General features: G+C 44.7%; 9 protein-coding genes. All 9 read right to left on the bottom strand.

Features of this window, described 5'->3' with window-relative positions; translation table 11 throughout:
• Positions 1-91: 91 nt before the first annotated feature.
• Complete coding sequence (locus ACSAZK_RS04875) at positions 92-2,362, bottom strand: disaggregatase related repeat-containing protein (RefSeq protein WP_440956276.1); 2,271 nt, start codon at positions 2,360-2,362, stop codon at positions 92-94.
• Between the two features lie 1,185 nt (positions 2,363-3,547).
• Positions 3,548-6,406: a disaggregatase related repeat-containing protein gene (locus tag ACSAZK_RS04870; protein WP_440956275.1), complete on the bottom strand. Its 2,859-nt coding sequence runs from the start codon at positions 6,404-6,406 to the stop codon at positions 3,548-3,550.
• A gap of 1,055 nt (positions 6,407-7,461) precedes the next feature.
• Positions 7,462-10,977: a disaggregatase related repeat-containing protein gene (locus tag ACSAZK_RS04865; protein WP_440956274.1), complete on the bottom strand. Its 3,516-nt coding sequence runs from the start codon at positions 10,975-10,977 to the stop codon at positions 7,462-7,464.
• 1,389 nt (positions 10,978-12,366) lie between these two features.
• A complete protein-coding gene (locus ACSAZK_RS04860) occupies positions 12,367-12,792 on the bottom strand; it encodes a response regulator (protein ID WP_440956273.1) in 426 nt (141 codons plus the stop codon).
• Between the two features lie 60 nt (positions 12,793-12,852).
• Entirely contained in the window at positions 12,853-13,023 is a 171-nt protein-coding gene (locus ACSAZK_RS04855; RefSeq protein ID WP_440956272.1) for a hypothetical protein, read from the bottom strand.
• Positions 13,024-13,335: 312 nt separating this feature from the next.
• Positions 13,336-16,563, bottom strand: a complete 3,228-nt coding sequence (locus ACSAZK_RS04850; protein ID WP_440956271.1) for a PAS domain S-box protein — start codon at positions 16,561-16,563, stop codon at positions 13,336-13,338.
• Positions 16,564-16,718: 155 nt separating this feature from the next.
• Positions 16,719-17,120: a response regulator gene (locus ACSAZK_RS04845; protein WP_440956270.1), complete on the bottom strand. Its 402-nt coding sequence runs from the start codon at positions 17,118-17,120 to the stop codon at positions 16,719-16,721.
• A gap of 35 nt (positions 17,121-17,155) precedes the next feature.
• Positions 17,156-23,746, bottom strand: coding sequence for a PAS domain-containing protein (locus tag ACSAZK_RS04840; RefSeq protein ID WP_440956269.1), 6,591 nt, complete (start codon positions 23,744-23,746; stop codon positions 17,156-17,158).
• Positions 23,747-24,298: 552 nt separating this feature from the next.
• On the bottom strand, positions 24,299-26,560 hold the full coding sequence (locus ACSAZK_RS04835; RefSeq protein WP_440956268.1) for a PAS domain S-box protein: 2,262 nt from the start codon (positions 26,558-26,560) through the stop codon (positions 24,299-24,301).
• Positions 26,561-26,971: the final 411 nt, after the last annotated feature.

Below are 26,971 nucleotides of genomic sequence, written 5' to 3'. Positions count from 1 at the left end.
TAAAACTCAAAAAATTTCCTGCGCAGAAAGGATTCTTCCTTCTGCGCGGGTATTTTCGGTAATTCTACCGACCAGATACTGAGGAGAAAGATTACTCTTTTTCCGAGATGGTTAGCACAGGCCTCTGGTTTCCGTTTTCGTAGTCACTGCTGCAGAAAGCGATGTAGTTTTCGCCTTCTGTGCGGGCTTTGATAAGGAATCCCGTATTTTCGTACTCACCACTTACGTACTCTTTCACAAGGCCGGTTACATCAAGTTCATGGTAGCTGTTGTCAGGGACGTCGCTTCCATTGAGAGTTATCGTTGCGTAGGGAGTGCTGCCCTGGGATACATTATTCTGGTCGTACCAGTCACCTCCCGGATGAACCCATGGGGTGTCAAGGTCACTGCTGTTCCAGGTGACGTAATCTGGGTTCCAGGCTTCAGGCCTGTAGATTTCGACAACCGTGTCATCAGGCCTTTCCATTCCTTCAGGGTAGTACCAGAAGAGGGAAAGGGTCGCATTCTCGATCAGTTCAGCATCTTCGTAGTCACTCAGGTCGAAAAGGGCAAGGTCTCTGTACCCTCCGACATCATCTCTGCCTCCAAGGTCGATATAGGGCTCGTTCTTGAAGACGGTGTCAGGAGAACCTTCACGGAGACGGGAATCTTCCACTATCCTGAGAGTTCCCGGGCTTCCCTCTTCATCCATGATGACATTCGAATAATCATCATTAGAGATTGCTGCAGGGGCATCAATGACATTATTTTCGATAATAATTTCGTCTTTAATTGGAGTTGTTCTGGAATTCTCAAGAGAAATTCCTACACTGCTAGCCTTGATCTCATTAACACTTATAGAGTGCGGGCCCGTTGCATCAATAACTCTTACCCCTGAAGAGGAAGGGGAGTTTATCCTGTTGCCTTCGAGTCTTACATCATCGCATCCGCTAAATTCGAGATCCCCGTTCAGGTTATTATTATTTAACCTAACATTTTTAGCATAGCCGAATTCCATTGCCATCGTCAGTGGGTCTTCGCAGGTATTGTTGGAGATTTCAATGTTTTCCACGTAAGAACTGCTTGAGCCTGCTGAGGATACAATACGGCCGCTGTAGTTTTCGAAGGTATTATTCTCAATTACGGCATTTAGTTCCGGCATGATATACCCGCCGTTGTCAAACACGTTGTTCCTGATTATGTTGCTTGTCGCGTGAGGGATAATGGAAATCTTGTTTCCGTTGAAGTAATTACCCTCAATAACGTGGTTGCCGGTGGATAAGGTAACTAAGGCATTCTTACAGCGATAAAACTTATTGTCTTTTACGATGCTGTCGGTTCTGGCTAGTTCTACACCCTTTCTGGAATCGTAGATTTCATTGCCAATTACTCTGAAAATCGGGGATGAAGTCGGGTGTGAGTTTACAGCTTCGTCATCACAATCTCTGAAAATATTGTCCAGAACATCTACATGCCTGGTAAAGCCGTCAGTTGTGACTCCTCCCCTGCTGGACACGACAGCAATGTAGTGCCTGCCTTTTTCAAGGAAAGAGTTGTTTTTTATTACGATATTGTCACAGGCATTTGTGATGGCAATTCCATATCCTGTTCCGTCTCTGAATATCCTTTTAAAGGTACTGTTTTCTACAGTACAGTCTAAACAATCAAATAAGAGGATCGCACGAGTCCCAAAATCTTCAACTGTACAATTTGAGAACGTAACGTTCTTCACACCATATAAATAGACGGCAGTTGAACTGGTATCCATACCAAATCCTGAAAAACCAACGTTTTCAAAGGAGATGTTCTGGAACATTGAGACTTCTCTGACCTTCGCATTCCTTGATACGGTATAGCTATCGTACAGCGGGCTGGCAACTGTGATCGTTGTGCCGTTAATGGCAACAATCTCTACCAGTTCTCCGTTTTTGTAATCTTTCCCTTCATAGGGAACTGTAAAATCGTCCGAGATTTTTACATAGTCTCCAACATCCAAGCCAGAAACATCGGACAAACTAATCTGTGTAGCCCCTGAGTTTGCATCACTTGCCACAGATGTCGTTGAAGAGGAATAGCCACCGGTACCTGTAGTAAATCCCGGAGAGCTAATGCAATCAAATACAACTCCTTCATTTCCAACAAAGGAGATGTCGGATTTTAAACTAATTGTACGGTCTATGGAATACTCCCCATTCTGGAAGAGTATGACGCCACTATCGAGCTCGTTCAGAGCTGCTTCAATTGCAGCTACATCATCAGCACCTTCATAAATCACAGTGCCATTTTCATTAGTTACCGTGGCAATTCCATTCTCTTTAGAGATTTGAATATTTGCTAAATCATCTGGTGCAGCTACTGCTGCTGAGCTGATCGCAACCAGCATGAGGGAGCAGATTATTGAGTAAGAAATTAACTTTCGGGTTCCTAGAATCCTTCTTAACATTGTATCACCTTTGGGGTTGGACAATCTAGGGAATTTTGGGTATAAGGTAGATTGAATTTTTTGGGGTTATTTTGCTAAGTTTACATAAATTTTAAAAATTTAATATAAACTGCATTTAATATTTTTTCCGCCCCTCTCTCCACTTCTTTTTTGTCGGGAACATCATTTGCAGAGAGCTTCCGCTCTGAATATTTTCAGTCCTGGAAAATATCAGTCGTACGGAAAGGGTGGGAACGAAGTCGATGCTTCTGTTTTTTTGTAATGAAAATTTGTCATAAATTATAGGATATTCATGGTTTCTTTTTTAGTTTAATGCCTCCTGTTCGAATGAGTATAGGTGTTCAGCCTTAGCAACTCACCAAACAAGATTCTATTTATCTTTTAGTTAAATTTCCTTAGTGAACTCTGGGCATTTATGCGACCCTATTATAAAATATTTTTGGTATTATGTTAATTTTTTTTATAGTTTTCAAATATATTTCACAGAGATGCCCCTTTTGATATCCGGGAAATGAAGAAGGGGTGGAATGAAATCCATAATGGGAGTAGACATAATGAACCATAAAAATAGAGGAGAGTAAGCTCGATAAAAGTAGATCCGGATGAACATAAAAAGAAACGTATCCCGTAGTTTTTTCGCTGAATAAGGTCCTGTAAAGGCTTATTTCCTGGATCTGAAATCAAAGAAAGATCAGGTCTCAAAATCCGGATTATGGCCCAAAAGAAGGAGATATATTGAACTGCGATTATGGCCCCGATACTTATGTTGCACCAAGTTTTGGAATTGGTTCGAAAGAATTCCTTCCATAGAAGGGGCTCGTAAAAACACGAAACATGAATAGTGAGTGATCAAAACCATGAAAAAACGTACCTGAAATTCGTTGAATGGCAGGCTCAAATAAATGAAAGTACACAGTAATTTCAGCTAAATAAGGGAATTACAAGCATCGAATGCAAAACAGCTCCTTTCCGGGTGTATTTCAGTCCGGGTGTTCGGGAAAATAGTCATGTCCTGGTAAGTCCGGTCAGAATCAAGTAAAATCAAAAAATTTCCTGCGCAGAAAGGATTTTTTCCTTCTGCGCGGGTATTTTAAGCTTTTTTACGAACCCGATATTGAGGAAAACTTATGCTTTTTCCAAGATGGCCAGCACAGGCCTCTGGTTTTTATCTTCATATTCGCTGCTGCAGAAAGCGATGTAGTTTTCACTTTCCGTGCTGGCTTTGATCAGGAATCCCGTATTTTCGTATTCGCCGCCCACGTACTCTTTCACAAGTTCGGTTACGTCAAGTTCATGGTAGCTGTTGTCAGGGAAGTCACTTCCATTGATGGTTATCGTTGCGTAGGGAGTGCTGCCCTGGGAGGCATTATTCCGGTCATACCAGTCTCCTCCGGCATTCACCCAGGGGGTGTTAAGGTCCCTGCTGTTCCAGGTGACGTAGTCGGGGTTCCAGGCTTCCGGCCTGTAGATTTCGACAATTGTGTCTTCGGGCCTTTCTATTCCGGCCGGGTAGTACCAGAAGAGGGAAAGGGCTGCACTTTCGATACTTTCAGCATCGTCTAATTCACTTAAGTCGAACATGAAAAGGTCTCTGTACCCACCGACTCCTTCCCGGCCTCCCAGGTCGAGATAACGGACGTCATTGAAGACCGTATCAGGGGTGCCTTCACGGAGGCGGCTGTCCTGAAGGTTGTTAAGGACGTGAACTACAGGTTCTGGTTTCAGTTCTACATCGAGTTTCGGGATGGATTCCGTTATTCCGCAGTCACTGCTGTAGAAAGCGACGTAGTTTCCGCTTTCCGTGCGGGCTTTCATCAGGAATCCCGTATTCTCGTACTCGCCACCCACATACTCTTTCACAAGTTCGGTTACGTCAAGTTCATGGTAGCTGTTGTCAGGAACATCACTGCCCTTGATGGTAATCGTTGCGTAGGGGATACTGCCCTGGGAGGCATTATTCCGGTCATACCAGTCTCCTCCGGCATTCACCCAGGGAGTGTTAAGGTCCCTGCTGTTCCAGGTGACGTAGTCGGGGTTCCAGGCCTCAGGCCTGTAAATTTCGACAATTGTGTCCTCGGGTCTTTCTCTTCCATCCGGGCAGTACCAGAAGAGGGAAAGGGTCGCATTTTCGATCAGTTCGGCATCTTCGTATTCGCTTAAGTCGAAAATGACAAGATCCCTGTACCCGCCGACCCCGTCTCTGCCTCCAAGGTCGAGATAACGGGCGTCATTGTAAACCGTATCAGGTGAGGCTTCACGGAGGCGGGAATCCTGCACTCCCCAAAGTGGGATCTCAGGAGCGCCTTCTTCGACGACGACACTTGAATAGTCGTCATTAGAATATGCTTTGGGGGCATCAATGGCATTGCGTCCGATGATAATCTCGTTTTTGATTAGAGATGTTCCTGTATTTTCAAGGGAAATTCCTACACTATCGGCTTTGATCTCATTATCCGTTATAGTGTGTTCCCCTCTTGCATTAATAACTTTAATTCCAGAAGATGCGGGGGAATTTATCCTGTTACCATCGATTTGTACATCATTGCACCTGCTAAATTCAAGGTGCCCTCTCAGGTTATTGTTACTTAAGGACACATTTTTGGCATAGCTTAATTTCATTGCCATTGTCAGCGGGTCTTCACATACGTTATTGGTGATTTCAATGTTTTGCAGGTTGGAACTGCTTGAGCCGGATGCGTATATGATATATCCTGAATAGTTTTTGAATATATTATTCTCAATTACTGCATTGAGTTCCGGCATGATGTACCCGCCGTTGTCAAACACATTGTTCCTTATTATGTTGCTTGTCGCGTGAGGAATAATGGAGATCCTATTCCCGTTGAAGTAATTGTTCTCAATCACGTGGTTGCCGGTGGATAAGGTAACCAGGGCATTCTTACAGCGATAAAACTTATTGTCTTTTACGATGCTGTCGGTTCTGGCGAGTTCTACACCTTTTCTGGAATCGTAGAATTCATTGCCAATAACTCTGAAAATCGGAGATGAAGTCGGGTGTGAGTTTACAGCTTCGTCAGCACAATCTCTGAAAATATTGTCCAGAACATCTACATGCCTGGTAAAGCCGTCAGTTGTGACTCCTCCCCTGCTGGACACGACAGCAATGTAGTGCCTGCCTTTTTCAAGGAAAGAGTTGTTTTTTATTACGATATTGTCACAGGCATTTGTTATGGCAATTCCATACCCTGTCCCGTCTTTGAATATCCTTTTAAAGGTGCTGTTTTCTACAGTACAGTCTAAACAATCAAATAAACTGATCGCACGGGTGCCAAAATCTTCAATTCCACAATTTGAGAACGTAACGTTCTTCGTGGCATAGAAATAGATTGCAGTAGAACTGGTGCCCATTCCTTTCCCTACAAAATCAATGTTTTCAAACCTGATGTTTTCAAGCATTGAGATTTCTCGGACCTTTGCATTCCTCGATGTGGTATAGCTATCGTAGAGGGGGCTGTCAATTGTGACTGTTGAACCGTCGATGGCAACTATTTTTGCCAGCTCGCCGTTTTTATAGCTTCTTCCTTCATAGGAAACTGTGAAATCATCTGAAATTTTTATGTAGTTTCCAACATTCAAGCCAGAAACACTGGACAACTTAATCTGTGTAGTCCCTGAGTTGGCGTTACTTGCCACCGGGATTGTTGAAGAGGAATAGCCACCGGTACCGGTAGTAAATCCTGGGGAGCTAATGCAGTCAAATACCACTCCTTCTTCTCCGATGAAGGTTATATCTGATTTTAAACGAAGTGTACGGTCTATATTATATTCGCCTTTCTGGAAGGAGATGACACCGCTATCAATTGCCTTCATAGCCGCTTCAATGGCGTCTGCATCGTCTGAACCTTTATATACAACAGTGCCATCTTCGTTTGTTACCGTAACAGTTCCACTAACTTTGGATACTTGAACATTTGCTAAATCACCTGATGCTGCTAATGCTGCTGAGCTTGTAGCAAGCAGCATTAAAAAGCAAATTATTGAAGTCGAAATCAGCTTTCGGGTTCCTGGCTTCAGTTTTAACATTTTATCACCTTGGGTTGGACTATCTAGGGATTTTTTAGTCTAAAGTAGACCGATTCTTAGAGGGTATTTTCACAATTTCACGTGAGATTGGAAAACTCCCTGTGAATTGATTGTAATATTTTTCCGACTCTCGCTCTACCCTCTTTTATGCGGGGAACAGCACATTCAGAGAGCATTCGCTCCTGGTTCATTTACTCTTCAAAATTGCGAATAACGCAGAAAGTTCGGAAATGAAGCCGAAGCTTCTGTTTTTGTAGTTAGAATATGTTATGAATTATAGGACAATTATATTCCCTTTTAGTTCAACACCTCCTGTCTGATGAATCCGGGCCTTTAGCCTGGTCAATTCATCAAATGAAGTTCCAATTAATTTTTAGTTATATTTCCTGAGTCAACTTTGAACATTTACACAAGTTTATTATAAAATATTTTTGGTATTATGTTAAAATTTTTTATAGATATCCAATATATTTTTGTAAGATTTATATTCTTCCCGGAAAAACGAAGAAAGAGGGCTAAAATCCAGCATGTAAGTAGGCATAAGGAACCATAGGAAAAAGAGGGAAAGTAAAATTGATAAAAGTAGATCCGGACGAATATAAATAAGAAATTCAGGCAGAATTTCTTAGCTGGGAAAATTGTAGAAAATTATTCCCTGGATACGGAATCAAAAACTATCGGCAAAGCTCCTTTTCAGGTATATTTCAGTAATGTCACCCATGTGGAGTTGTCAGGTCTTAACAAATGCTGCCAAAAACGGTTATACTCAAAAAATGCTGTCAAAAACGGTTATATTCAAAAAATACTGTCAAAAACGGTTATACTCAAAAAATGCTGTCAAAAACGGTTATACTCAAAAAATGCTGCCAAAAACGGTTATACTCAAAAAATGCTGCCAAAAACTATTAAAATTAAAAAAATTTCCTGCGCAGAAAGGATTTTTCCTTCTGCGCGGGTATTTTAAGCTTTTTTACGAACCCGATACTGAGGAAAACTTATGCTTTTTCCGATACAGTCATCACAGGTTTCTGGTTTTCGTCTTCATAGTCGCTGCTGCAGAAGGCGATGTAGTTTCCGCTTTCTGTGCGGGCTTTGACCAGGAATCCCGTATTTTCGTATTCGCCGCTTACGTACGCTTTCACAAGTTCGGTTACATCAAACTCATGGTAGCTGTTGTCTGGGAAGTCACTTCCCTTAATGGTTATTGTTGCGTACGGGGTGCTGCCCTGAGAGACATCATTCAGATCATACCAGTCTCCTCCGGCATTCACCCAGGGGGTGTTAAGGTCCCTGCTGTTCCAGGTGGCGTAGTCGGGGTTCCAGGCTTCCGGCCTGTAGATTTCGACAATTGTGTCTTCGGGCCTTTCTATTCCGGCCGGGTAGTACCAGAAGAGGGAAATGGCCGCACTTTCGATACTTTCAGCATCGTCTAATTCACTTAAGTCGAACAGGACCAGGTCTCTGTACCCGCCGACTCCGTCCCTGCCTCCAAGGTCAAGATAACGGACGTCATTGTATACTCTGTCAGGAGAGCCCTCACGAAGCCGGCTGTCCTGAAGGTTGTTAAGGACGTGAACTACTGGTTCTGGTTTCAGTTCTATATCGAGCTTCGGGATAGATTCCGTTATTCCGCAGTCACTGCTGTAGAAAGCCATGTAGTTTCCGCTTTCCGTGCGGGCTTTTATCAGGAATCCCGTATTCTCGTACTCGCCGCTCACGTACTCTTTCACAAGTTCGGTTACGTCAAGTTCATGGTAGCTGTTGTCAGGAACATCACTGCCCTTGATGGTAATCGTTGCGTAGGGGATACTGCCCTGGGAGGCATTATTCCGGTCATACCAGTCTCCGCCGGCATTCGCCCAGGGAGTGTTAAGGTCCCTGCTGTTCCAGGTGACATAGTCGGGGTTCCAGGCTTCAGGCCTGTATATTTCGACAACTGTGTCCTCGGGCCTTTCTATTGCTTCAGGGTAGTACCAGAAGAGGGAAAGGGTAGCATTCTCGATACTTTCAGCATTGTCCAATTCACTTAAGTTGAACAGGACCAGGTCTCTGTACCCGCCGACTCCGTCTCTGCCTCCAAGGTCGATATAACGAACGTCATTGTATACCGTGTCAGGAGAGCCTTCACGGAGGCGGTTGTCCTGAAGGTTGCTCAGGACGAGAGCTTCATCAGGTGTATCTCCAGACTCAGGTGTATCTCCAGACTCTGGTTTCAGTTCTATATCGAGCTTCGGGATAGATTCCGTTATTCCGCAGTCACTGCTGTAGAAAGCCATGTAGTTTCCGCTTTCCGTGCGGGCTTTTATCAGGAATCCCGTATTCTCGTACTCGCCGCTCACGTACTCTTTCACAAGTTCGGTTACGTCAAGTTCATGGTAGCTGTTGTCAGGAACATCACTGCCCTTGATGGTAATCGTTGCGTAGGGGATACTGCCCTGGGAGGCATTATTCCGGTCATACCAGTCTCCGCCGGCATTCGCCCAGGGAGTGTTAAGGTCCCTGCTGTTCCAGGTCACGTAGTAGGGGTTCCAGGCTTCAGGCCTGTAAATTTCGACAATTGTGTCCTCGGACCTTTCCGCTCCTTCGGGGTAGTACCAGAAAAGGGAAAGGGTCGCATTTTCGATCAGCTCGGCATCTTCGTATTCGCTTAAGTCGAAAATGACAAGGTCTCTGTATGCGCCGACTTCGTCTCTGCCTCCAAGGTCGAGATAACTAACGTCATTGTATACCGTGTCAGGAGAGCCTTCACGAAGGCGGGAATCCTGTACTCCTACCAGAGTTGTCGGATTGTCAGAAGCCCCTGGTGTAGAATCTCCGATTTCAGGAGTTCCTCCTTCTACGATGACATTTGAATAGTCGTCATTAGAATATGCTTTAGGGGCATCGACGGCGTTACGCGCGATGAGAATCTTTTCATTAATCAATGATGTGCCGGTGTTTTCAAGGGAAATTCCTACACTGTCAGCTTTAAACTCATTATCTGTTATTGTGTAGGGACCCTTTGCATCAATAACCCTGACCCCAGAAGAGGCAGGAGAGTTTATCTTGTTGCCGTCGATTTCTACATTGTCACAGGCTCTAAATTCAGGATACCCTCTCAGGTCATTGTTATACAATTTAACATTTTTAGCATAGCTTAATTTCATTGCCAGTGTAAGGGGGTCTTCACACAGGTTGTTTGAAATTTCAATGTTTTGCAGGTAGGAACTGCTTGAGCCGGATGCGTATATGATATACCCTGAATAATTCCTGAAAGTATTACTTTCAATTACGGCATTGAGTTCCGGCATGATATAGCCGCCGTTGTCAAACACATTGTTCCTTATTATGTTGCTTGTCGCGTGAGGAATAATGGAGATTCTATTTCCGTTGAAGTAATTGTTCTCAATCACGTGGTTGCCGGTGCTTAATGTAACCAGGGCATTTCCACAGCGATAAAATTTATTGTCTTTTACGATGCTGTCAGTTCTGGCGAGTTCTACACCTTTTCTGGAATCGTAGAATTCATTGCCAATAACTCTGAAAATCGGAGATGAAGTCGGGTGTGAGTTTACAGCTTCGTCAGCACAATCTCTGAAAATATTGTCCAGAACATCTACATGCCTGGTAAAGCCGTCAGTTGTGACTCCTCCCCTGCTGGACACGACAGCAATGTAGTGCCTGCCTTTTTCAAGGAAAGAGTTGTTTTTTATTACGATATTGTCACAGGCATTTGTTATGGCAATTCCATACCCTGTCCCGTCTTTGAATATCCTTTTAAAGGTGCTGTTTTCTACAGTACAGTCTAAACAATCAAATAAACTGATCGCACGGGTGCCAAAATCTTCAATTCCACAATTTGAGAACGTAACGTTCTTCGTGGCATAGAAATAGATCGCAGTAGAACTGGTGTCCATTCCTTTTCCTACAAACTTAATGTTTTCAAACCTGATGTTTTCAAGCATTGAGATTTCTCGGACCTTTGCATTCCTCGATGTGGTATAGCTATCGTACAGAGGTTTGTCAATTGTGACTGTTGAACCGTCGATGGCAACTATCTTTGCCAGCTCGCCGTTTTTGTAAGCGTTCCCTTCATAGGAAACTGTGAAATCGTCTGAAATTTTTATATAGTTCCCAGCATTCAAGCCAGAAACACTGGACAACTTAATCTGTGTAGTCCCTGAGTTGGCATTACTTGCCACTGGTATTGTTGAAGAAGAATAGCCACCTGTCCCGGTAGTAAATCCCGGGGAGCTAATGCAGTCAAATACTACTCCTTCTTCTCCGATGAAGGTTATATCTGATTTTAAACGAAGTGTACGGTCGATATTATATTCGCCTTTCTGGAAGGAGATGACACCGCTATCAATTGCCTTCATAGCCGCTTCAATAGCGTCTGCATCGTCTGAACCTTTATATACAACAGTACCATCTTCGTTTGTTACCGTAACAGTTCCACTAACTTTGGATACTTGAACATTTGCTAAATCACCTGATGCTGCTAATGCTGCTGAGCTTGTAGCAAGCAGCATTAAAAAGCAAATTGAAATAGAAATCAGCTTTCGGGTTCCTAGCTTCAGTTTTAGCATTTTATCACCTTGGGTTGGACTATCTAGGGATTTTTTAGTCTAAAGTATTCTGATCCTCAGGGAGTGTTTTCCATAATATTCCCATGAGTTCTGAAAATTCCCTATGAATTGATTGTAATATTTTTCCGACTCTTTCCCTGTCCTCTATTATGCGGGGAACAGCACTTTTAGAGGGCATTCGCTCTTAGTACATTCACTCTTCAAAAATGCGAATCACGCAGAAAGATCAGAAATGAAGCTGAAGCTTCTGTTTTTTGTAATTAGAATCTGTTATGAATTAAATGAAAGTTATATTCACTTTTAGTTTAAAACCTCCTTTTTGACGAATTCAGGCTTTAAGCCAGGTCAACTCTTTGAATAAATTTTCATCAATCCTTTTGTTAAATTTCCTGAGTTGACTTTGATCGTTTATGTCATCCTATTATAAAATATTTCTGGTATTATTTTAAATTTTTTTATGTATTTAGGAAGTATTTTTAGAAGTAGACATATTTGTTATTATTTTAAATTTTTTATGAACTTGGAGAGTATTTTAGAAATTCTGGAAGCCAGAAAAAATTAAATCCCCGCACTTAAAATGTCCGATACCCGGATTTGGGAATAAAAAATATTTCATAAATGTGAATCACGGAACCAGGATTTTCAGACCTTCTGAGGTTGAAGGTTTTGAGGGAAAGCAGGTCTCTGCCCCGTCTTCAATAGCTACCCTGACAACTGAAACTCGCAGTGAACTCAAGTAATAACCTGAATTACATGTGTAAATTCTCCGGAGAGTACATTTTTTTCACAAATTTGAAGCCGTCTTCTATTATGGATCTTAAAGGTCTGAAGTCTTTCCATACGCTGTCCGGTTCTTTAAATTTTGCACTAATTTTCTCGTGGACCCTCAGATTTTAAGTTTGGGGATGAATGCAGCCGATACTCTCTTCAGATATATTTTGCTATTAAAAAGTAGAACTTATCCTGGTGTCGCGTCAATCGCCAGGCATTGAATTGCCATGAACAAGTATGAACTATTATGAATGATTATGAACGGGTATGAATGATTGTGGTTGAGTGTGAACGACTATGAGTAATTGCGATCTATTTTATTCGGCGGTATTCGGTTGGCAAGACACCAGGGGATTGTCGGCTTTAAAATGTGTTCCTGGATTTAAAGGATGTTCTGCTCTCAAAAGTAGATTTCACAGGTATATGTGCCTGTTTTCATCCTTACTTTTTTAATCTGAATACTCCGCACCTTGCAGCGGAGTTTGCCAGAACAACTTTTATTTTCCTGCCGCATTAATTCTTTTTCACTTAATCCCTGATTATTCCATTCAACGTTTTGTCTTAAACGCTTTCTTTTTCTTCTTTTTCACCTTCCCCCTCTTCTCCCTTTTCAGCACGGTGTTTATGGAGAGCCATCTCTATATTGCTGTGCAGGTCTTCTTCCTTGAAAGGCTTTGAGATATAGCCTACAGGTTCGGTCATTTTGGCCCTTTCCAGGGTTTCGCTGTCCGTGTAGGCGGTAAGGTAGATTACGGGTATCCCAAAGCGGGCTTTGATCTCCCTTGCTGCTTCGATCCCGTCCATTTCTCCTTTTAACATGATGTCCATCAAAACCAGGTCAGCACCTGTTAACTCTGCCTTCCGGATTGCTTCCTCCCCTGAAGCTGCGGTGCTTGGTACGGTATATCCCAGGTTCTTCAACTTGTTTCTGATATTCAGGGCTACGATATTCTGGTCTTCAACAACCAGAATCTTTGCTTTTCCCATTTTGTTACCCCCGTTTTCCTTCATTGCTGTTAGCTTTGAATCGGTTAATTGCCATTTTGGTCACCCGGTTCCTCCGAACCGGATAATGAATTTAGTGCCTCCGTTTCTCTCTAGTTCGATGTTTCCTTCGAGCTGTTCCACCAGGGTGTTTACGAGCTGCAATCCCGGAGAGGTGGTATTCCTGAAATCAATATTTTCAGGAAATTTTGACCCGTCATCCGAAACGATCAATGAGAACTGAGTACTGTACTTACTATTACCATTTTTATTAATTTTTCTGTTCCTATTTATAACTTTATTTTTATTGTGGGCTGTCTGGAAAAGTTTGATAAGGATTTCTCCTCCTTTTCCTTCCGGGAAAACATGTTTCAAGGAGCTGGAAATAAGCTTTATTCTTTCCATATCCCCTTACCACTCATCTATACTTCTTTATTTATATTTCTTATAAATATGTGTCCACTATCTGAAATATTTAAAATAAGTTGTTCCTGAGCATAGAGCCTGGTTCTTACCCCGCATCAATAAACCAGTAAACCACTAATTTCAGTTGTCCGTAATATCGATCCTGAACTCTGTCCCGGTGCTGTTATTAAGCTCGATGGAGGCATCTATCTGTTCAACAAGGAGATTTACTAGCTGGAGCCCCAGGGAACTAGTATTCCTGAAATCGATTTCTTCCGGGATGCCCGGACCGTTATCGGCCACAATTAGTGTAAACGGCAACCCCTTTTCCAACTGCAAATCCTTTTTCGCCTGCAAGCCCTGCCCTTTCCTGCATTCGGATCCTGTCCCGCAATCCTCCGGGTTTGCGGTAAATTTTTCCTTTCCGCAGAGGTTTATGCGAATCTTCCCTTTCTTTCCGGTCATGAAGGCATGTTTCAGGGCGTTGGAAACCAGTTCATTGACAATGATTCCGAGGGGGATTGCCGTGTCCATCCCCAGGTAAATTTTCTCAAGGTCAAGCTCCAGGCTGATGTCACCTTTCCCGACCCTGTATGAACTTAGAAGATCTGCGGTCAGTTTCTGGAGATAGGCTGCAAAATCAAGGGTATCGATTTCGTCTCCTTTGTAGAGTTCCTCGTGGATAATAGCCATGGATATTACGCGGTTCTGGCTTTCCCGGAAAGCTTCGAGCACTTGCGCATCCCCGAATTTTTCGGACTGGAGGCTGAGGAGGGAAGAGATTACCTGGAGGTTGTTCTTGATCCGGTGGTGGATCTCTTTTTTCCGGACCTTTTCGGCTTTTTCCAGGGCTTCTTCTGCTGTTTTTCTTTCGGTGATATCGTGGAACGAGCCCTGGAACTGTATTGACTTATCCGGTCCGTCGGGTACGGTCTGGATAACTTCCCTGACCCAGCGCAGTTTCCCGTCTTTTCTCCTTATCCGGTACTCAAGTTCGGTAAACAGCTCCGGTTCTTCCTTCAATCTTCTCCTTTTTTCCAGGATAAGCGGCAGGTCTTCCTCTTTGACAAGCCGGGTCCACTCTATATTCCCGGAAAGGAAGTCCTCTTTACTGTAGCCTGTGATTTCTACTGCAGCCCCGTGTATGAATACCGTTTTGAAGTTCCTGTCAAGCTGGAACCCGATCCCCCGGAAGTTCTGCATGAAGGAGTGGAAACTTTCTTCGCTTTTATGCAGCTTTTCCACTGCCATTTTTCTCTCGGTTATGTCTTTTTTTGCTCCCAGCATTCTACGGATGCGGCCTTCTTCGTCTTTCAACAAAATTCCGCTTTCCTCCATATAGATATATCCGCCTTCCTTTTTCCTGAACCTGTATACTTCATGGAACTTCTCTCCTGTCTTAAGGGATTTTTCAAATGCCGACCTTACACGTCCCCGGTCTTCAGGATGTATTTTTTCGCACCAGCGGTTCATGTCAAATTTCTGAAGTTCGATGATATGGGCGGTGTCTTCCGTAACGGCCCCTGCCCAGTCAACGGAGCCGGTTTTGAAGTCATAATCAAAAACAATTTGCCCTGTCTGCTCCGCAGCGAGCCGGTAGCGCTCTTCTCTTCTCTCCAGGGTTTCCCGGGCTTGCCTGTTTTCGGTTACATCGAACATCACCCCGACAATCCCCCCGGGTTCTCCGTCTTTCTCGATGTAAGGGGCTTTGTTTATGAGAAAATCCCTGAACCCTTTGGTGGCACATTTCAATTGTGCTTCGTAGCGCTGGGTCTTTCTCTCCCTCATAAGGGTTCGGTCGTATTTTTCATGAAGAAGGATAAGGTCTTCAGGCTGTTCTTTTATGAACTCATGCAGGGAATACCCAACTATCTGCTCTTTCGGGATCCCGGCGATTTTCCTGATAAACTCTTCATTGCAGAGCCGATACCTGTTTTCCCTGTCTTTGTAAAACACGGGAGTGGGGATGGCATCGAGAAGCTTTTCCAGAAAATAGAGGTTGTCTCTGAGCTTTTTTTCAGCCAGCTTGAGCTCGCTTATGTCCTGCATCATACAGAGGAGCCCTGAAACCTCGCCTTTTCCGTTCCCGAAGGTTGACTTGTTGATAAGGAAATTTCGCTTTACGCCGTCAGAACATAGTATTTCATCTTCAAAAACCTGGCTTCCTCCTTTCCGGAGCAGTTCCAGGTCTTTCCAGTGGATTTCCCTGGCCTGTTCAAACAGCTTATCTTTGTTTTGCTCCGGGGCTTTAATGATAAGTTCAGGCAGCAATTTTTCGGCAACTTCCGGAGTTGTAGACCCCATCAACTCCTCTTTTGGCAGGCCTGCGATTAGCCTGGAAAAGTTCTCGTTACAGTCCCTGTAAGCTCCTTCTGTGTTTTTGTAATAGATGGGGTTTGGCATTGTGCCAAGCAGTTTTTCCATCAGTTCCATATTGCTCCTGAGGGTCTGTTCAACCTGCTCGCGCCGGACAATTTCCGTGGTCAGGGTTTTATTCGTTTTAGTGAGTTCCCTGGTCCTTTCCTCTACCTGTTTTTCTAGAAGCTTCTGGTGCAGCCGTAGTTTTTCTTCGGCTTTCCTGCGTTCAGTTGTCCCTGCAATCAGAAATGCGACCGAACTAAGGAAATATTGGTCCTCTTCCGAAAATTCCCTTCTTTTCGTTGAGAAGGCTTCGATCACCCCGAAAGGTCTTTTCGCCTCCCCTATAATAATGCTAATCCCGCTTACCAGGCCCTGGTCCGCAACAGAAGCGGTTTTTTTGAAGCGGGTCTCCTCTTTCATGTCTTTTACGGAAACAGGTCTCCTTGAAAGCAGCGTGTATCCTGCCAGGGAGTCCTTTCCTCTTCCGATAATTAGCTCTCCTGCGAGTTCTCTCCCCAGTCCGAATCCCGCTCGAAGCAGAAAATTTCCATCCGGGAGCAGCTCAAGGATTTTACAGGATTCGATTTCCAGAGTACTGGCTACCAGTCCTGTGCTTTCATCCATCAGGGCCTGGAGGCTTGTGCAGGTAAGGGTCATTTTTCCGAGCTTTTCGAGCACTATATGCTGTTTTTCCCGGATATGCAGCTTTTTTTCAATTTCTTTCCGGCTGCTTATGTCGTACCCGTAGACATTTACGCAGGCTTCTTCAGGAAAGGGATTCAGTGTGACAAGATATGTCCGGGCTTCGGTTTCCAGTTCTAGCTCTTCGCAGTTTCCCCGACTCAGGGCTTTCAGGACAGCATTTTCAATAAGTTCGGGGGTTTTTTCTCCTTCCTTGATCCCCCAGGTTTCAAGTAAAGGGCTGGCAGCCCTGTTTGCATAGAGGACCTTTCCGTCTTTTCCTATCCTGAGTACGGGATTAGGGTTCTTCGAGGGAAAATGTTCCATTCATTTTCCTCCTTTTTTCTTTCATTTCCCCGTTTTTGGGGCTGACAACAAAGCTACTCCCCGGGTCCCCTTTTTTGTCTCATATGAAGTTTTTACTTCGTTAAGTTAAATTCAAATAAACTTCAAAAAAGCTTTAAAAAATAGGGCAGGGAATTTTATTCCGCTTCCTTTTCTTCCTTTTCAAGCCTGTGTTTGTGCAGCGCCATTTCAATGTTGCTGTGCAGGTCCTCTTCTTTGAAAGGTTTCGAGATATACCCTGCAGGTTCGGTCATTTTTGCCCTGCCGAGGGTTTCTTCGTCCGTGTAAGCGGTCAGGTACAGGATGGGAATCCCGAACTGGGACTTGATTTCCTGAGCCGCTGATATCCCGTCCATATCCCCTTTTAGCATTATGTCCATCAAAACAAGATCAGCATCTGTCAGTTCCGCTTTCCTGACTGCTTCTTCTCCGGTAGCCGCAGTAGCTGGAACCGCGTAGCCTAAATTCTTAAGCTTGTTCCTGATATTCAGAGCCACGATGTTCTGGTCTTCGACAACCAGAATTTTTGCCTTTTTCATTTTATTTCCCCTTTTATTCATACTCTGGTTCCGGGTCATTGCCCACTTTCCAGAAACTTAATCCTGAAAAGCGTTGTCCCGTTTCTTTCAAGCTTGATCGTACCCTCCAGCTGTTCTACAAGGGTATTTACAAGCTGAAAACCTAAAGAATCGGTATTTGTGAAGTCAATGTTTTCCGGAAAACCCAACCCGTTGTCCGAAACAATCAGTGTGAACTGATTATTTTTGTTAATAGTGCTCCTTGCATCAATATTATTTGTAATGTTACTTATACTTTTATTTCCTGAACCTTCTCTCCGGAAAAGTTTGATGTGTATTTCTCCTTTCCCTCCTGCAGGGAAAGCATGTTTCAGGGCATTGGAGACAAGTTCGTTGATAATGATCCCTAATGGGATTGCCGTATCCATTCCCAGGAATATCTCCTCTACCTCCAGCTTCAGCTTTATGTCTTCTTTCCTGATAGTATACGAGCGGAGAAGGTCTGAAGTCAGTTTCCTGAGATAGGCTGCAAAATCAAGGGTTTCGGTATCTCCTGCCCTGTACAGCTCTTCATGGATAATGGCCATGGACGCCACGCGGTTCTGGCTTTCCCTGAACGCCTCTACCACTTTTTCTTCGCTGAACTGGTCGGCCTGAAGTTCAAGGAGGCTGGATATCACCTGAAGGTTGTTCTTGATCCGGTGGTGGATCTCTTTCTTGCGGATCTCCTCGGTCCTTGCCAGGGCTTCTTCTGCTTCCTTTCTTTCAGTTACGTTATAGATAGAGCCCTGCACTAAGATGGGTTTTCCCGATTCATCGGAAATATTCTGGACTATTTCGTGGACCCAGCAGATGTTTCCGTCCTTTTTCCTTATCCTGTATTCCCTCTCGGTAGTGGCCCCAGGAATCATCCTCAATTTTTCTGCGTCTTCAAGGACAGCTGGCAGGTCTTCGGGATCGATTATCTGGTCCCATCTCACCCCGTCCGGATAGAAGTCCTCTTCCCTGTATCCTGTTATTTCCTCAAGAGACCCGTGCATGAAAAGAGCCGTGAAGTCCATATTCCCCTGGAAGGCAATTCCTTTGAAGTTTTGTATGAATGAGCGGTATTTCTCTTCGCTTTCCCTTACTTTTTCAAGGGAATGCTTGAGCTGTGTAATGTCTTTATTTGCCCCGAGCATCCTGCATATACGCCCATTTCCATCCTTCAGGAATACTCCCCTGTTTTCCACGTAAATATAGTTCCCGTCTTTTCTTTTGAGCCTGTATTCTTCACGGTATCTTTCTCCCGTTTCCAGGCATTTTTTATATGAATCAACCACACGTTTGCAGTCCCCCGGATGCAGGAATTCTTTACATTCCTCCAGACTCTTTATATTCTCAAATTCTTCTTCACTGTATTCCATAAGTTCTTTGACGGCTCCCGCCCATCTTATTTTATCTTCTGATATATCATAATCGTATACCAGTTGCCCGGTTTGTTCGGCAACGACGCGGAACCTTTCTTCGCTTTTCCGCAATTCTTCCGTTCCTCGCTTTCTCTCAGTGATATCTTTTATTACTCCTATCATCCGGTATACTCTGCCCTTTTTATCTCTCAAATAAATCCCGCAATCTTCAACGTAAATATAGCCCCCGGATTTTCTTTTGAACCTGTATTCCTGGCAGTAACTCCCCCCTGTCTTAAGGGCATTTGCAAAATATTTGACTACTTCTTTATAGTCCTCAGGGTGAATGTGCTCTTTCCAGAGCTTCCTGGTCGTAAGCTCATGGATTTCCTCATGGGTGTAACCGCTAATGTCCTCAATTGCCCCTGCCCATCTTATCTCTTCCGAACCGATGTCGAAATCGTACACTAACTGGCCGGTCTTTTCTGCCGCTATGCGGAACCTTTCTTCGCTTTCCTGGAGTTTTTCCGCGGCAAGCTTTATCGGGCCGATGTCTTTTATTACCCCGACAGCCTTGTGGATCTGCCCTGCTTCATTTCGCAGGTAGACCCCGCTGTCTTCTACATGGAAGTAGCTCCCGTCCTTTCTCCTGAACCTGTATTCCACACGGAAGTGGCTGTCTTTTTCCTTGAATCTCCTGAGTTCTGCAAGAACCCTTTCCCGGTCTTCAGGGTGGACATGTTCAAGCCATACGTTGCTGCCTAATTTCCGGAATTCCTCGATACCGTACCCGGTAATTTCAGTGATTGCGCCTGCCCAGGAAAGTATGTCATTTATGTGGTCATGTTCAAAGACGATTTGGCCTGTCTGCTCGGTAGCGACCCTGAAGCGTTCCTCGCTTTCCTTCAGTTTCTTCTGGGCAAGCTTTTTTTCCGCGATATCTTTGATAACTCCAAGTGCCTTGAATACGGTTCCGTTTTCGTCTTTAAGGTAGACTCCCTCATCTTCCACGATGACATAGCTTCCGTCAGCTTTTTTGAGCCTGTACTCTTCAAAGAAATCCCCTCCGGTTTTCCTGCACTGCTCATGTGCTGCTATCACCCTTGCCTGGTCTTCTTGATGGACCAGCCCAAGCCAGCCGTTTTCGGTTATTTCCTGGAATTCCTTAAAGCCGTATCCGGTAATTTCAGGGATCGCTCCCGCCCATTCAATTTTCCCTGCCATATAGTTATCATGATAGAGGACCTGTCCGGTATGTTCCGCAATCATGCGGTATCTTTCTTCACTTCTTTCAAGTTTTTCACGGGCAAGTTTTTGTTCCGTGATGTCTTTTTTAACGCCAATGACCCTGTAAGGGAGCCCGTTTCCGTCTATCAGGACCGTCCCGCTGTCTTCCACGTAGAAATAGCTGCCGTCTTTTCTTCTGAACCTGAATTCTTCCTGAATCCTGTCCCCGGTCTCCAGGGACCTCTTTATGCTTTCTACCACCCGAATTCTTTCTTCGGGATGTATGTGTGAAATCCACTCGTCTTTTCCGAATTTCCGGAATTCTTCGATACCGTATCCTGTAAGTTTCTCAATAGCTCCTGTCCAGTCTATTTTTCCCGTCCTAATCTCATAATCATAAACGATCTGCCCTGTGTTTTCAGCTGCCAGCCTGTACCTTTCTTCGCTTTTCTCAAGTTTTTCCCTGGCAAGCTTCCTTCCAGTAATGTCTTTCATCACCCCGAGTGCCCTGAAGGGTTTTCCCTCCTCATCGAGCATCCCGATCCCGCAGGATTCCACGTAGAAATAGTCCCCGTCTTTTCTCCTGAACCTGTACTCCTCAACGAACCTTTCCCCCTTCTCGAGGGCTTCCGTGATCCTTTCGATGGATCGTTTCCTGTCCTCAGGGTGGACGTGTTCTTCCCATTTTTCAGTGTCGAATTTCCGGAATTCTTCCGGAGAATAGCCTGTAAGTTCCTGGATAGCTCCCACCCAGTCGATAACTTCATTTTTAAGGTCATGCTCAAATACAATCTGCCCTGTCTGTTCCGCTGCCAGCCTGTACCTTTCTTCACTTTTCTCGAGTTTTTCCCTTGCAAGCCTTCTTTCCGTAATGTCTTTTATTGCGCCGAGCATCCGGTATACCCGGCCTTTCTCGTCCTTCAGGAAAACCCCGTTGTTTTCCACATAAGCGTAGCTTCCGTCCTTTCTGCGTATCCGGTAGTCCTGGTGGTATTCTTTCCCCTCTTTCAGGGCTTGTTCGTAGTACTCGGCTGCTCGCTTACGATCTTCAGGGTGGATATGGGATTCCCAGAGCTCCCTTGATGAAATGCGGGGGTCTTCGGCGCGGTACCCACTTATCTCTTCTATGGCCCCTGTCCAGGAAAGCCTTTCACTCTCAACATTATAGTCATAGACTCCCTGTCCGGTCTGTTCGGCGACGAGGCGGAAGCGTTCTTCACTTTCTTCTATTTTTTGCATCGAAAGTTTTCTTTCCGTTATGTCTTTTACTACTCCGAGGATCCTGTATACGTTCCCCTTTTCATTTTTAAGGTATAACGCAGTGTCTTCCACATAAATATAAGTCCCATTTTTCTTCCTGAGCCTGAATTCCTCATTGTAGGACCCACCACTTTTCATGCAGGCTTCATGTCCCGCAAAAGCTTTCTCCCTGTCTTCAGGATGTATGATTTCCAGCAGGTCCGGGATACTGAACGAATTAAACTCTCCGGAATTGTACCCGGTAATTTCCTGAATGGCTCCTTCCCATTTGATTTTCCCCGTTTCGGGGTCCTGATCAAAAATTAGCTGCCCTATCTGCTCTGCAATGATACGGAACTTTTTTTCACTTTCCTCTATTTTTTCCTGGGCGAGCTTTCTTTCGCTTATATCTTTTATTACGCCGGGAGCTCGGCAGACTTTCCCGTTTTCATCTTTTAAATAGAAACCGCTGTCCTCTGCATAGAAGTAGCTGCCGTCTTTTCTCCTGAGCCTGTATTCTTCGTGAAAAGCTTCTCCGGTCTCCAGGCACTTTTTGTGGACTTCAACGACCCTTTTACGGTCTTCAGGGTGGAGATGTTCGGCCCAGGCTTCAGGGACGAAGTCCTGGAACTCTTCGTAACCGTACCCTGTTATTTCTTCAATGGCTCCTTCCCAGGAACTCTGTCCGGTCCTCAAATCATAATCATAAACAAGCTGCCCGGTTCTTTCTGCGACTTCCCGGAATCTTTCCTCGCTTTTCCGAAATATTTCTTCTGCTTCCTTGCGCTGGGTTATGTCCAGCATCACACCGACAATTCCGTTAACGTTTCCGGAACTGTCTTTGTATGCGGCTTTGTGGAAAAGGAAGTCTCTTTTTACGCCGTCTGCACAGACCACCTTTGTCTCGTAATACTGGCTTTCCCCCTGCTTTAGAAGCTCCTGGTCATGCAGCTGGTAGATTTCCACAAGTTCTTTCGGGACCCTTTTCCGAAAATCGGCAAAAGATCTTCCTATGACTTTTTCCTTCGGGAGCCCCATAATCTGGCTGGCAAAGGTCTCGTTGCAGTTCAGGTAAATCCCGCTTTTGTCTCTCTGGAAAACAGGGCTCGGGATGTCGTCAAGCAGGGTTTCCAGAAAACTCACGGTGTCCCTGAGGGCTTCTTGCGCACTCTTGCGCTGGGTTATGTCCTGCATCACCCCTACTATTCCGGCAATTTCCCCTTCCTCGTCCCTGAATGCAGCCCGGTTGACGATGAAGTCCCTTGTTTTTCCGTCCGCGCAGACGAATTCGAGGTCATTTTCCTGTTTTTTCCCGGTCCTGGCCAGTTCGAGAGCCAATCTATGGCAGTATTCCTTGAGCTCTTCCGTGACGGGGACCTGAAGGGCTGGAAGGGTTTTTCCTATGATTTTTTCCCTGGGAAGCCCGAAAATCCGGTTTGCAAAGACCTCGTTGCAGCCTATGTATGCGCCGTTTCGATCTTTGTAGAAAATGGGGTTGGGAATGGTATTTATCAGGGTTTCGAGAAATTGCAGGTTGTCCCGGAGAGTTCTTTCAATTTGCTTGATCCTTGTGATGTCCTGCAGCACACTGACCATGCCTGCAACCTCTCCCTCTTCATTGCGGTATGCAGTCCTGCTTGTCAGGAAATCCCTTTTCATCCCATCCGCGCAAAAAGCTTTATATTCTTCAAGCTGGGACCCTCCGGTTTTGATAAGTTCGAGTTCTTCCCTGTGGTACTGATCGGAGTTTTCAATTAGTTTCCGGATTTCCTCGGTGGAAAACTTCGGGGAAAAATCGATCATGAACCTGTCAGTCAGTTCCGGGAGGGTATATCCGAGGATTTCTTCTTCAGGAAGGCCTGTGATCATTCTACTAAACGTTTCGTTGCAGCCCAGGTAAGCTCCTTTGCGGTCTTTGTAAAAAACAGGGTTGGGTATGGTATTAAGGAGAGTTTCAAGAAATTTTACGTTGTTTCGGATTTTTTTCTCGTTTCTCCTGAGTTCGCTTACGTCCAGCATTACGGCGACCATTGCGGCTGTTCTTCCATTTTCATCCTTAAAAACGGCCCTGTTTACAAGGAAATTCCTTACGGTCCCGTCAGCACACGGAAATTCGGTTTCGTAGCTGTCTTTCTCTCCCTCTTCGAGCAGTTCAAGGTCCTGTCTGTGGATGGCATCCGCAAGTTCGGGACTGAGCTGCGGAAATACTTCCTTAATCGTTTTTCCCAGGATCTCTTCTTTCGGGATCCCTGCAATTTCCCGGGAAAAAAACTCATTGCATTCCCTGTACTTTCCTTCCCTGTCCTTGGCAAGGACCGGGGCAGGAATCGTATTCAGCAGGGTTTCCAGAAATAAAGGACAGTCCTGTGGGGCCTGATCAGTCTGTTTTTTCCCGGAAATTTCCCTGTAAAGCTGTGCTTTTGCCCCCGCGGGGTCGGGATTCCTTTTCCCGGCCCTTGACTCAAGCTCTTCATACTTTTTTTTCAGTTCTTCTTCAGCATGCCTGAAAGGACTTATGTCGAAGCCCTGGAGATATACGCAGTTATCCTCCGGCAGGGGACAGAATGTGACGGAATAGGTCTTTTTTTCCGTATTAATTTCAAGTTTTTCAGGGTTTTTTTGAGAAAGTATTCCCTTTATCTTATTGACCATCGCTTGAGGAAGCTTTTCTCCTTCCCCGGTGCCCCAGTATTCCGCCAGAGGACTTGCAGCTTTGTTCGCGTAGAGGATTGTCCCCTCTCCATCTACCCTTAGGACAGGATTCGGATTATTTGAAGGAAACTGATCCATCATTCTTTTCCCCTCTTCTTTTTCCCCTCTTCTTTTCCCCTCTTCTTTTCCCCTCTTCATTTCCACGATGCCGGTTGCTGGCTTCGAAGTCTCTGGAATCCCCCATTTTCTCTCACTTATCTGAGTTTGTCCCTTTATGCTTTTGAAAATGAGTATTTATGGAGCCTCTTAATTTTTTAGCTTCTTAAGTTTTGCTATTTAAAACGTCGATTCAAAAAGTCAGTTAGGTTGTGAACTCCTCTTTTATGAAATCGGTCAGATTCATGGAATGGCTCAGATTTACAAATTTGTAATTGTTTGTTAATTCATCATCTAAAATTATGTACATTTGCCCGTTTGCCCGATACGCCTCAATCATTTAAAAAGTCTGTGATATGTGCTCGGCTTTTAGAAAGTTTTTTTCCAATCTTCAAAACTTTTTTCAAATCTTCAGAACCGATTCCTTCTTTTCAGTTTCTCTCTGCTCTTATTCAAAATAGGGTTGATGGACTCAGTTTCCTTATACAGGGGTCGGTCCCCCTGTACCGTTGGCTGTTATTCCGGGATTTTTCCTCTTCATTTTTCAGGTTCCCTGAACCTGATCGAAAATTCCGTGCCTCTTCCTTTTTTAAGCTCGATCGTACCCCCTATCTGGTCTACAAGGGTGTTCACAAGCTGGAGGCCTAGTGAATCGGTGTTCCTGAAATCAATTTCTTCTGGGAATCCTTCCCCGCTATCTGAAACTATCAGGCTGAGCCCGTTTTGTCCTTCATTTTCAGCGTTGTCCCCGTTTCCATTGTCGCTGTTTTTCGAGTTTTTCCGGCCATTTTCATAGTTTTCTGTCCTCAGGAAACTTATCCGGATTTCTCCCGGTTTTTCCGGGGTAAAGGCATGTTTCAGGGAGTTTGAGACCAGTTCGTTGATGATGATACCCAGGGGGACGGCGGCGTCTATCCCGATGAATATTTCCTCTACGTCAAGTTCAAGCCTGATATTGTCGCTTTTAAGGGTGTAGGAGTTCAGGAGGTCTGCGGTCAGTTTCCGGAGGTATGCTGAAAAGTCAAGGGTCAGCATGTCCTTGTCTTTACTTCCGTAGAGTTCCTCGTGAATAATAGCCATTGATGCAACACGGTTCTGGCTTTCTCTGAAAGCTTCGAGGACTTCTTCGTCATCAAATTTCTCTGCTTGAAGTTCAAGAAGGCTGGAAATCACCTGGAGGTTGTTCTTTATACGGTGGTGGATTTCCCTCTTCCGGATTTTTCCGGTCTTTTCAAGGGCTTCTTCTGCTGCTTTTCTTTCCGTGATGTCTTTGATTACTCCCAGCATCCTGTAGATTCGGCCGCTTCTGTCCTTCAGGAAAATTCCTCTGTCTTCTGCGTAAAAATAGCTCCCGTCTTTCCTCATGAAGCGGTATTCTTCATGGTACGGAGTGTCGGTTTCGAAGCTGTCATAATGCGCCTTTATAGCTCTTTTTCGGTCTTCCGGGTGGATATGGGAAGCCCAGCCTTCTATGTTGAATTTCTGGAACTCTTCAAAGCTGTATCCCGTAAGTTTTTCAATTGCCCCTGCCCAATCGTCCCGGTTTGCCTGGGTGTCGTAGTCGTATATTATCTGCCCTGTCTGTTCTGCAGCCAGCTGGTACCTCTCTTCACTTTTTTGCAAAACCTCTTCGCCTTTTTTGCGCTTGGTGATGTCCTGCATTATGCCGACAATCCCGGCCCTTTTGCCTGCAGTATCGAAGTAGAGGGCTTTTGTAATGAGGAAGTCCCGAATATCTCCCCTTTTCACGCACCTGACTTTTGCTTCATAGTTCTGGCTTTCGTTTTCTCTGAGCAGTTTCAGGTCGTATTTTTCATATAAATCAGCAAATTCCCGGGGGACTCTATCCTCAAACTCGCGCATGGAGTGCCCGACGATGTTCTCTTTTGGAAGGCCAAGGATCCTGCTGGCAAACAGTTCGTTGCAGCCGAGGTAAATCCCCCTCATGTCCTTGTAAAACACGGGAGTCGGAATCGCGTCAAGGAGGGTTTCCTGGAACTGCAGGTTGTCCCGGAGGGCTTTTTCAACCTTTTTAAGTTCGCTTATATCCAGCAGTACCCCTACCAGAATGGCAAAGTTTTCCGTTTCATCCCTGTAAACGGCTCTGCTGACGTGGATCTCTCTTTCCTCCCCGTTCAGGTAGGGGATTACGGTTTCGTAAACGTGTTTGCCTCCTTTCCTCAGGAGTTCCATGTCCAGCTGCTGGTACTCCCTGGCAGTAGCAGGAGGTATTATTGTTTCCAGTTCGGTCAGTTTGAAGCCCTTGATCTTTTCTTCCGGCAGCCCGATGATCTGGTCTGCAAAGAGCCTGTTGCAGCCCATGTACTTCCCTTCCCTGTCTTTATAATATACGGGTGCGGGAATGGTGTCCACCATGGTTTCCATGATCTGGAGGTTGTTCCAGAGGGCTTTTTCCAGCCGGAGGTGCTTTTTTTTCGTTTCTTTTTCCCTCTGAACCCGGGAACTGATGTCAAAACCGTAGATGTTTATGGCTTCCTCCCCTGGCTCATAATAGAAGGTCAGCAGGTACACCCTTTCCCCAACTTTCAACTCAAGTTCTTTTCCTCTTTCCCGGCCGGTAACTTTTCTAACAAAATTTATCAGGATTTCAGGGAGTTTTCCTCCCACTTCCACATCCCAGCTTTTCAGCAGGGGAGCAGCTGCTTTGTTTGCGTAGAGGATTGTCCCGTCAGTTTTCACCCTGATTACAGGGTTCGGGTTTTTTGCGGGAAATTGTTCCATCCACTTTCCTTCGTCGCCGTTCTCTTTCGTCTTTTCAGCGTTTTTTATTCTGGACACGTCCCGGGATTTGTTTTGATTCCGTTGGTTTTATTTGGGTTCAAGGTAGAACCAGTATTTGAATCAAAATTCGATTTTTTCACTTTTTAAGGTCCATTCGAATTAAAGCATTTTAATTTTATGCTTTGAGTTTGTGAATTTGTGTCCTATGTCTCCTCGATGTACAGGATTATGTATTATATAAAATCTCTTCACTCAAAATATCCTGCATATCTGTCAGAGTACAAACTAAAAGATTGGCTCTTCACCATTTCTCGTGGGTAAGACAAGTTTCAATTCAAGAACGCATCTGTTTTTGTGAGGGTTACACACACAAAAAAGCGAGGAGCCAAAGATTGTATAAATTGTAAAAACCGGCAATTAATGCAAATCTGGCATTCTTTGGGAAAATAAGAGTTAATAAGAGTTAAT

It is taken from the genome of Methanosarcina sediminis, assembly GCF_052056915.1.
Taxonomy (GTDB): Archaea; Halobacteriota; Methanosarcinia; order Methanosarcinales; family Methanosarcinaceae; genus MTP4.
Note: the sequence above shows the minus strand (reverse complement) of the source record. Positions and strands in the feature narration are given on the sequence as shown.

Coding starts and splice junctions, on each gene's coding strand:
- ACSAZK_RS04875 (WP_440956276.1), bottom strand. CDS start 2,362: ATGCTGGTTGCGATCAGCTCAGCAGCAGTAGCTGCACCAGATGATTTA.
- ACSAZK_RS04870 (WP_440956275.1), bottom strand. CDS start 6,406: ATGCTGCTTGCTACAAGCTCAGCAGCATTAGCAGCATCAGGTGATTTA.
- ACSAZK_RS04840 (WP_440956269.1), bottom strand. CDS start 23,746: ATGATGGATCAGTTTCCTTCAAATAATCCGAATCCTGTCCTAAGGGTA.
- ACSAZK_RS04845 (WP_440956270.1), bottom strand. CDS start 17,120: ATGAAAAAGGCAAAAATTCTGGTTGTCGAAGACCAGAACATCGTGGCT.
- ACSAZK_RS04860 (WP_440956273.1), bottom strand. CDS start 12,792: ATGGGAAAAGCAAAGATTCTGGTTGTTGAAGACCAGAATATCGTAGCC.
- ACSAZK_RS04850 (WP_440956271.1), bottom strand. CDS start 16,563: ATGGAACATTTTCCCTCGAAGAACCCTAATCCCGTACTCAGGATAGGA.
- ACSAZK_RS04865 (WP_440956274.1), bottom strand. CDS start 10,977: ATGCTGCTTGCTACAAGCTCAGCAGCATTAGCAGCATCAGGTGATTTA.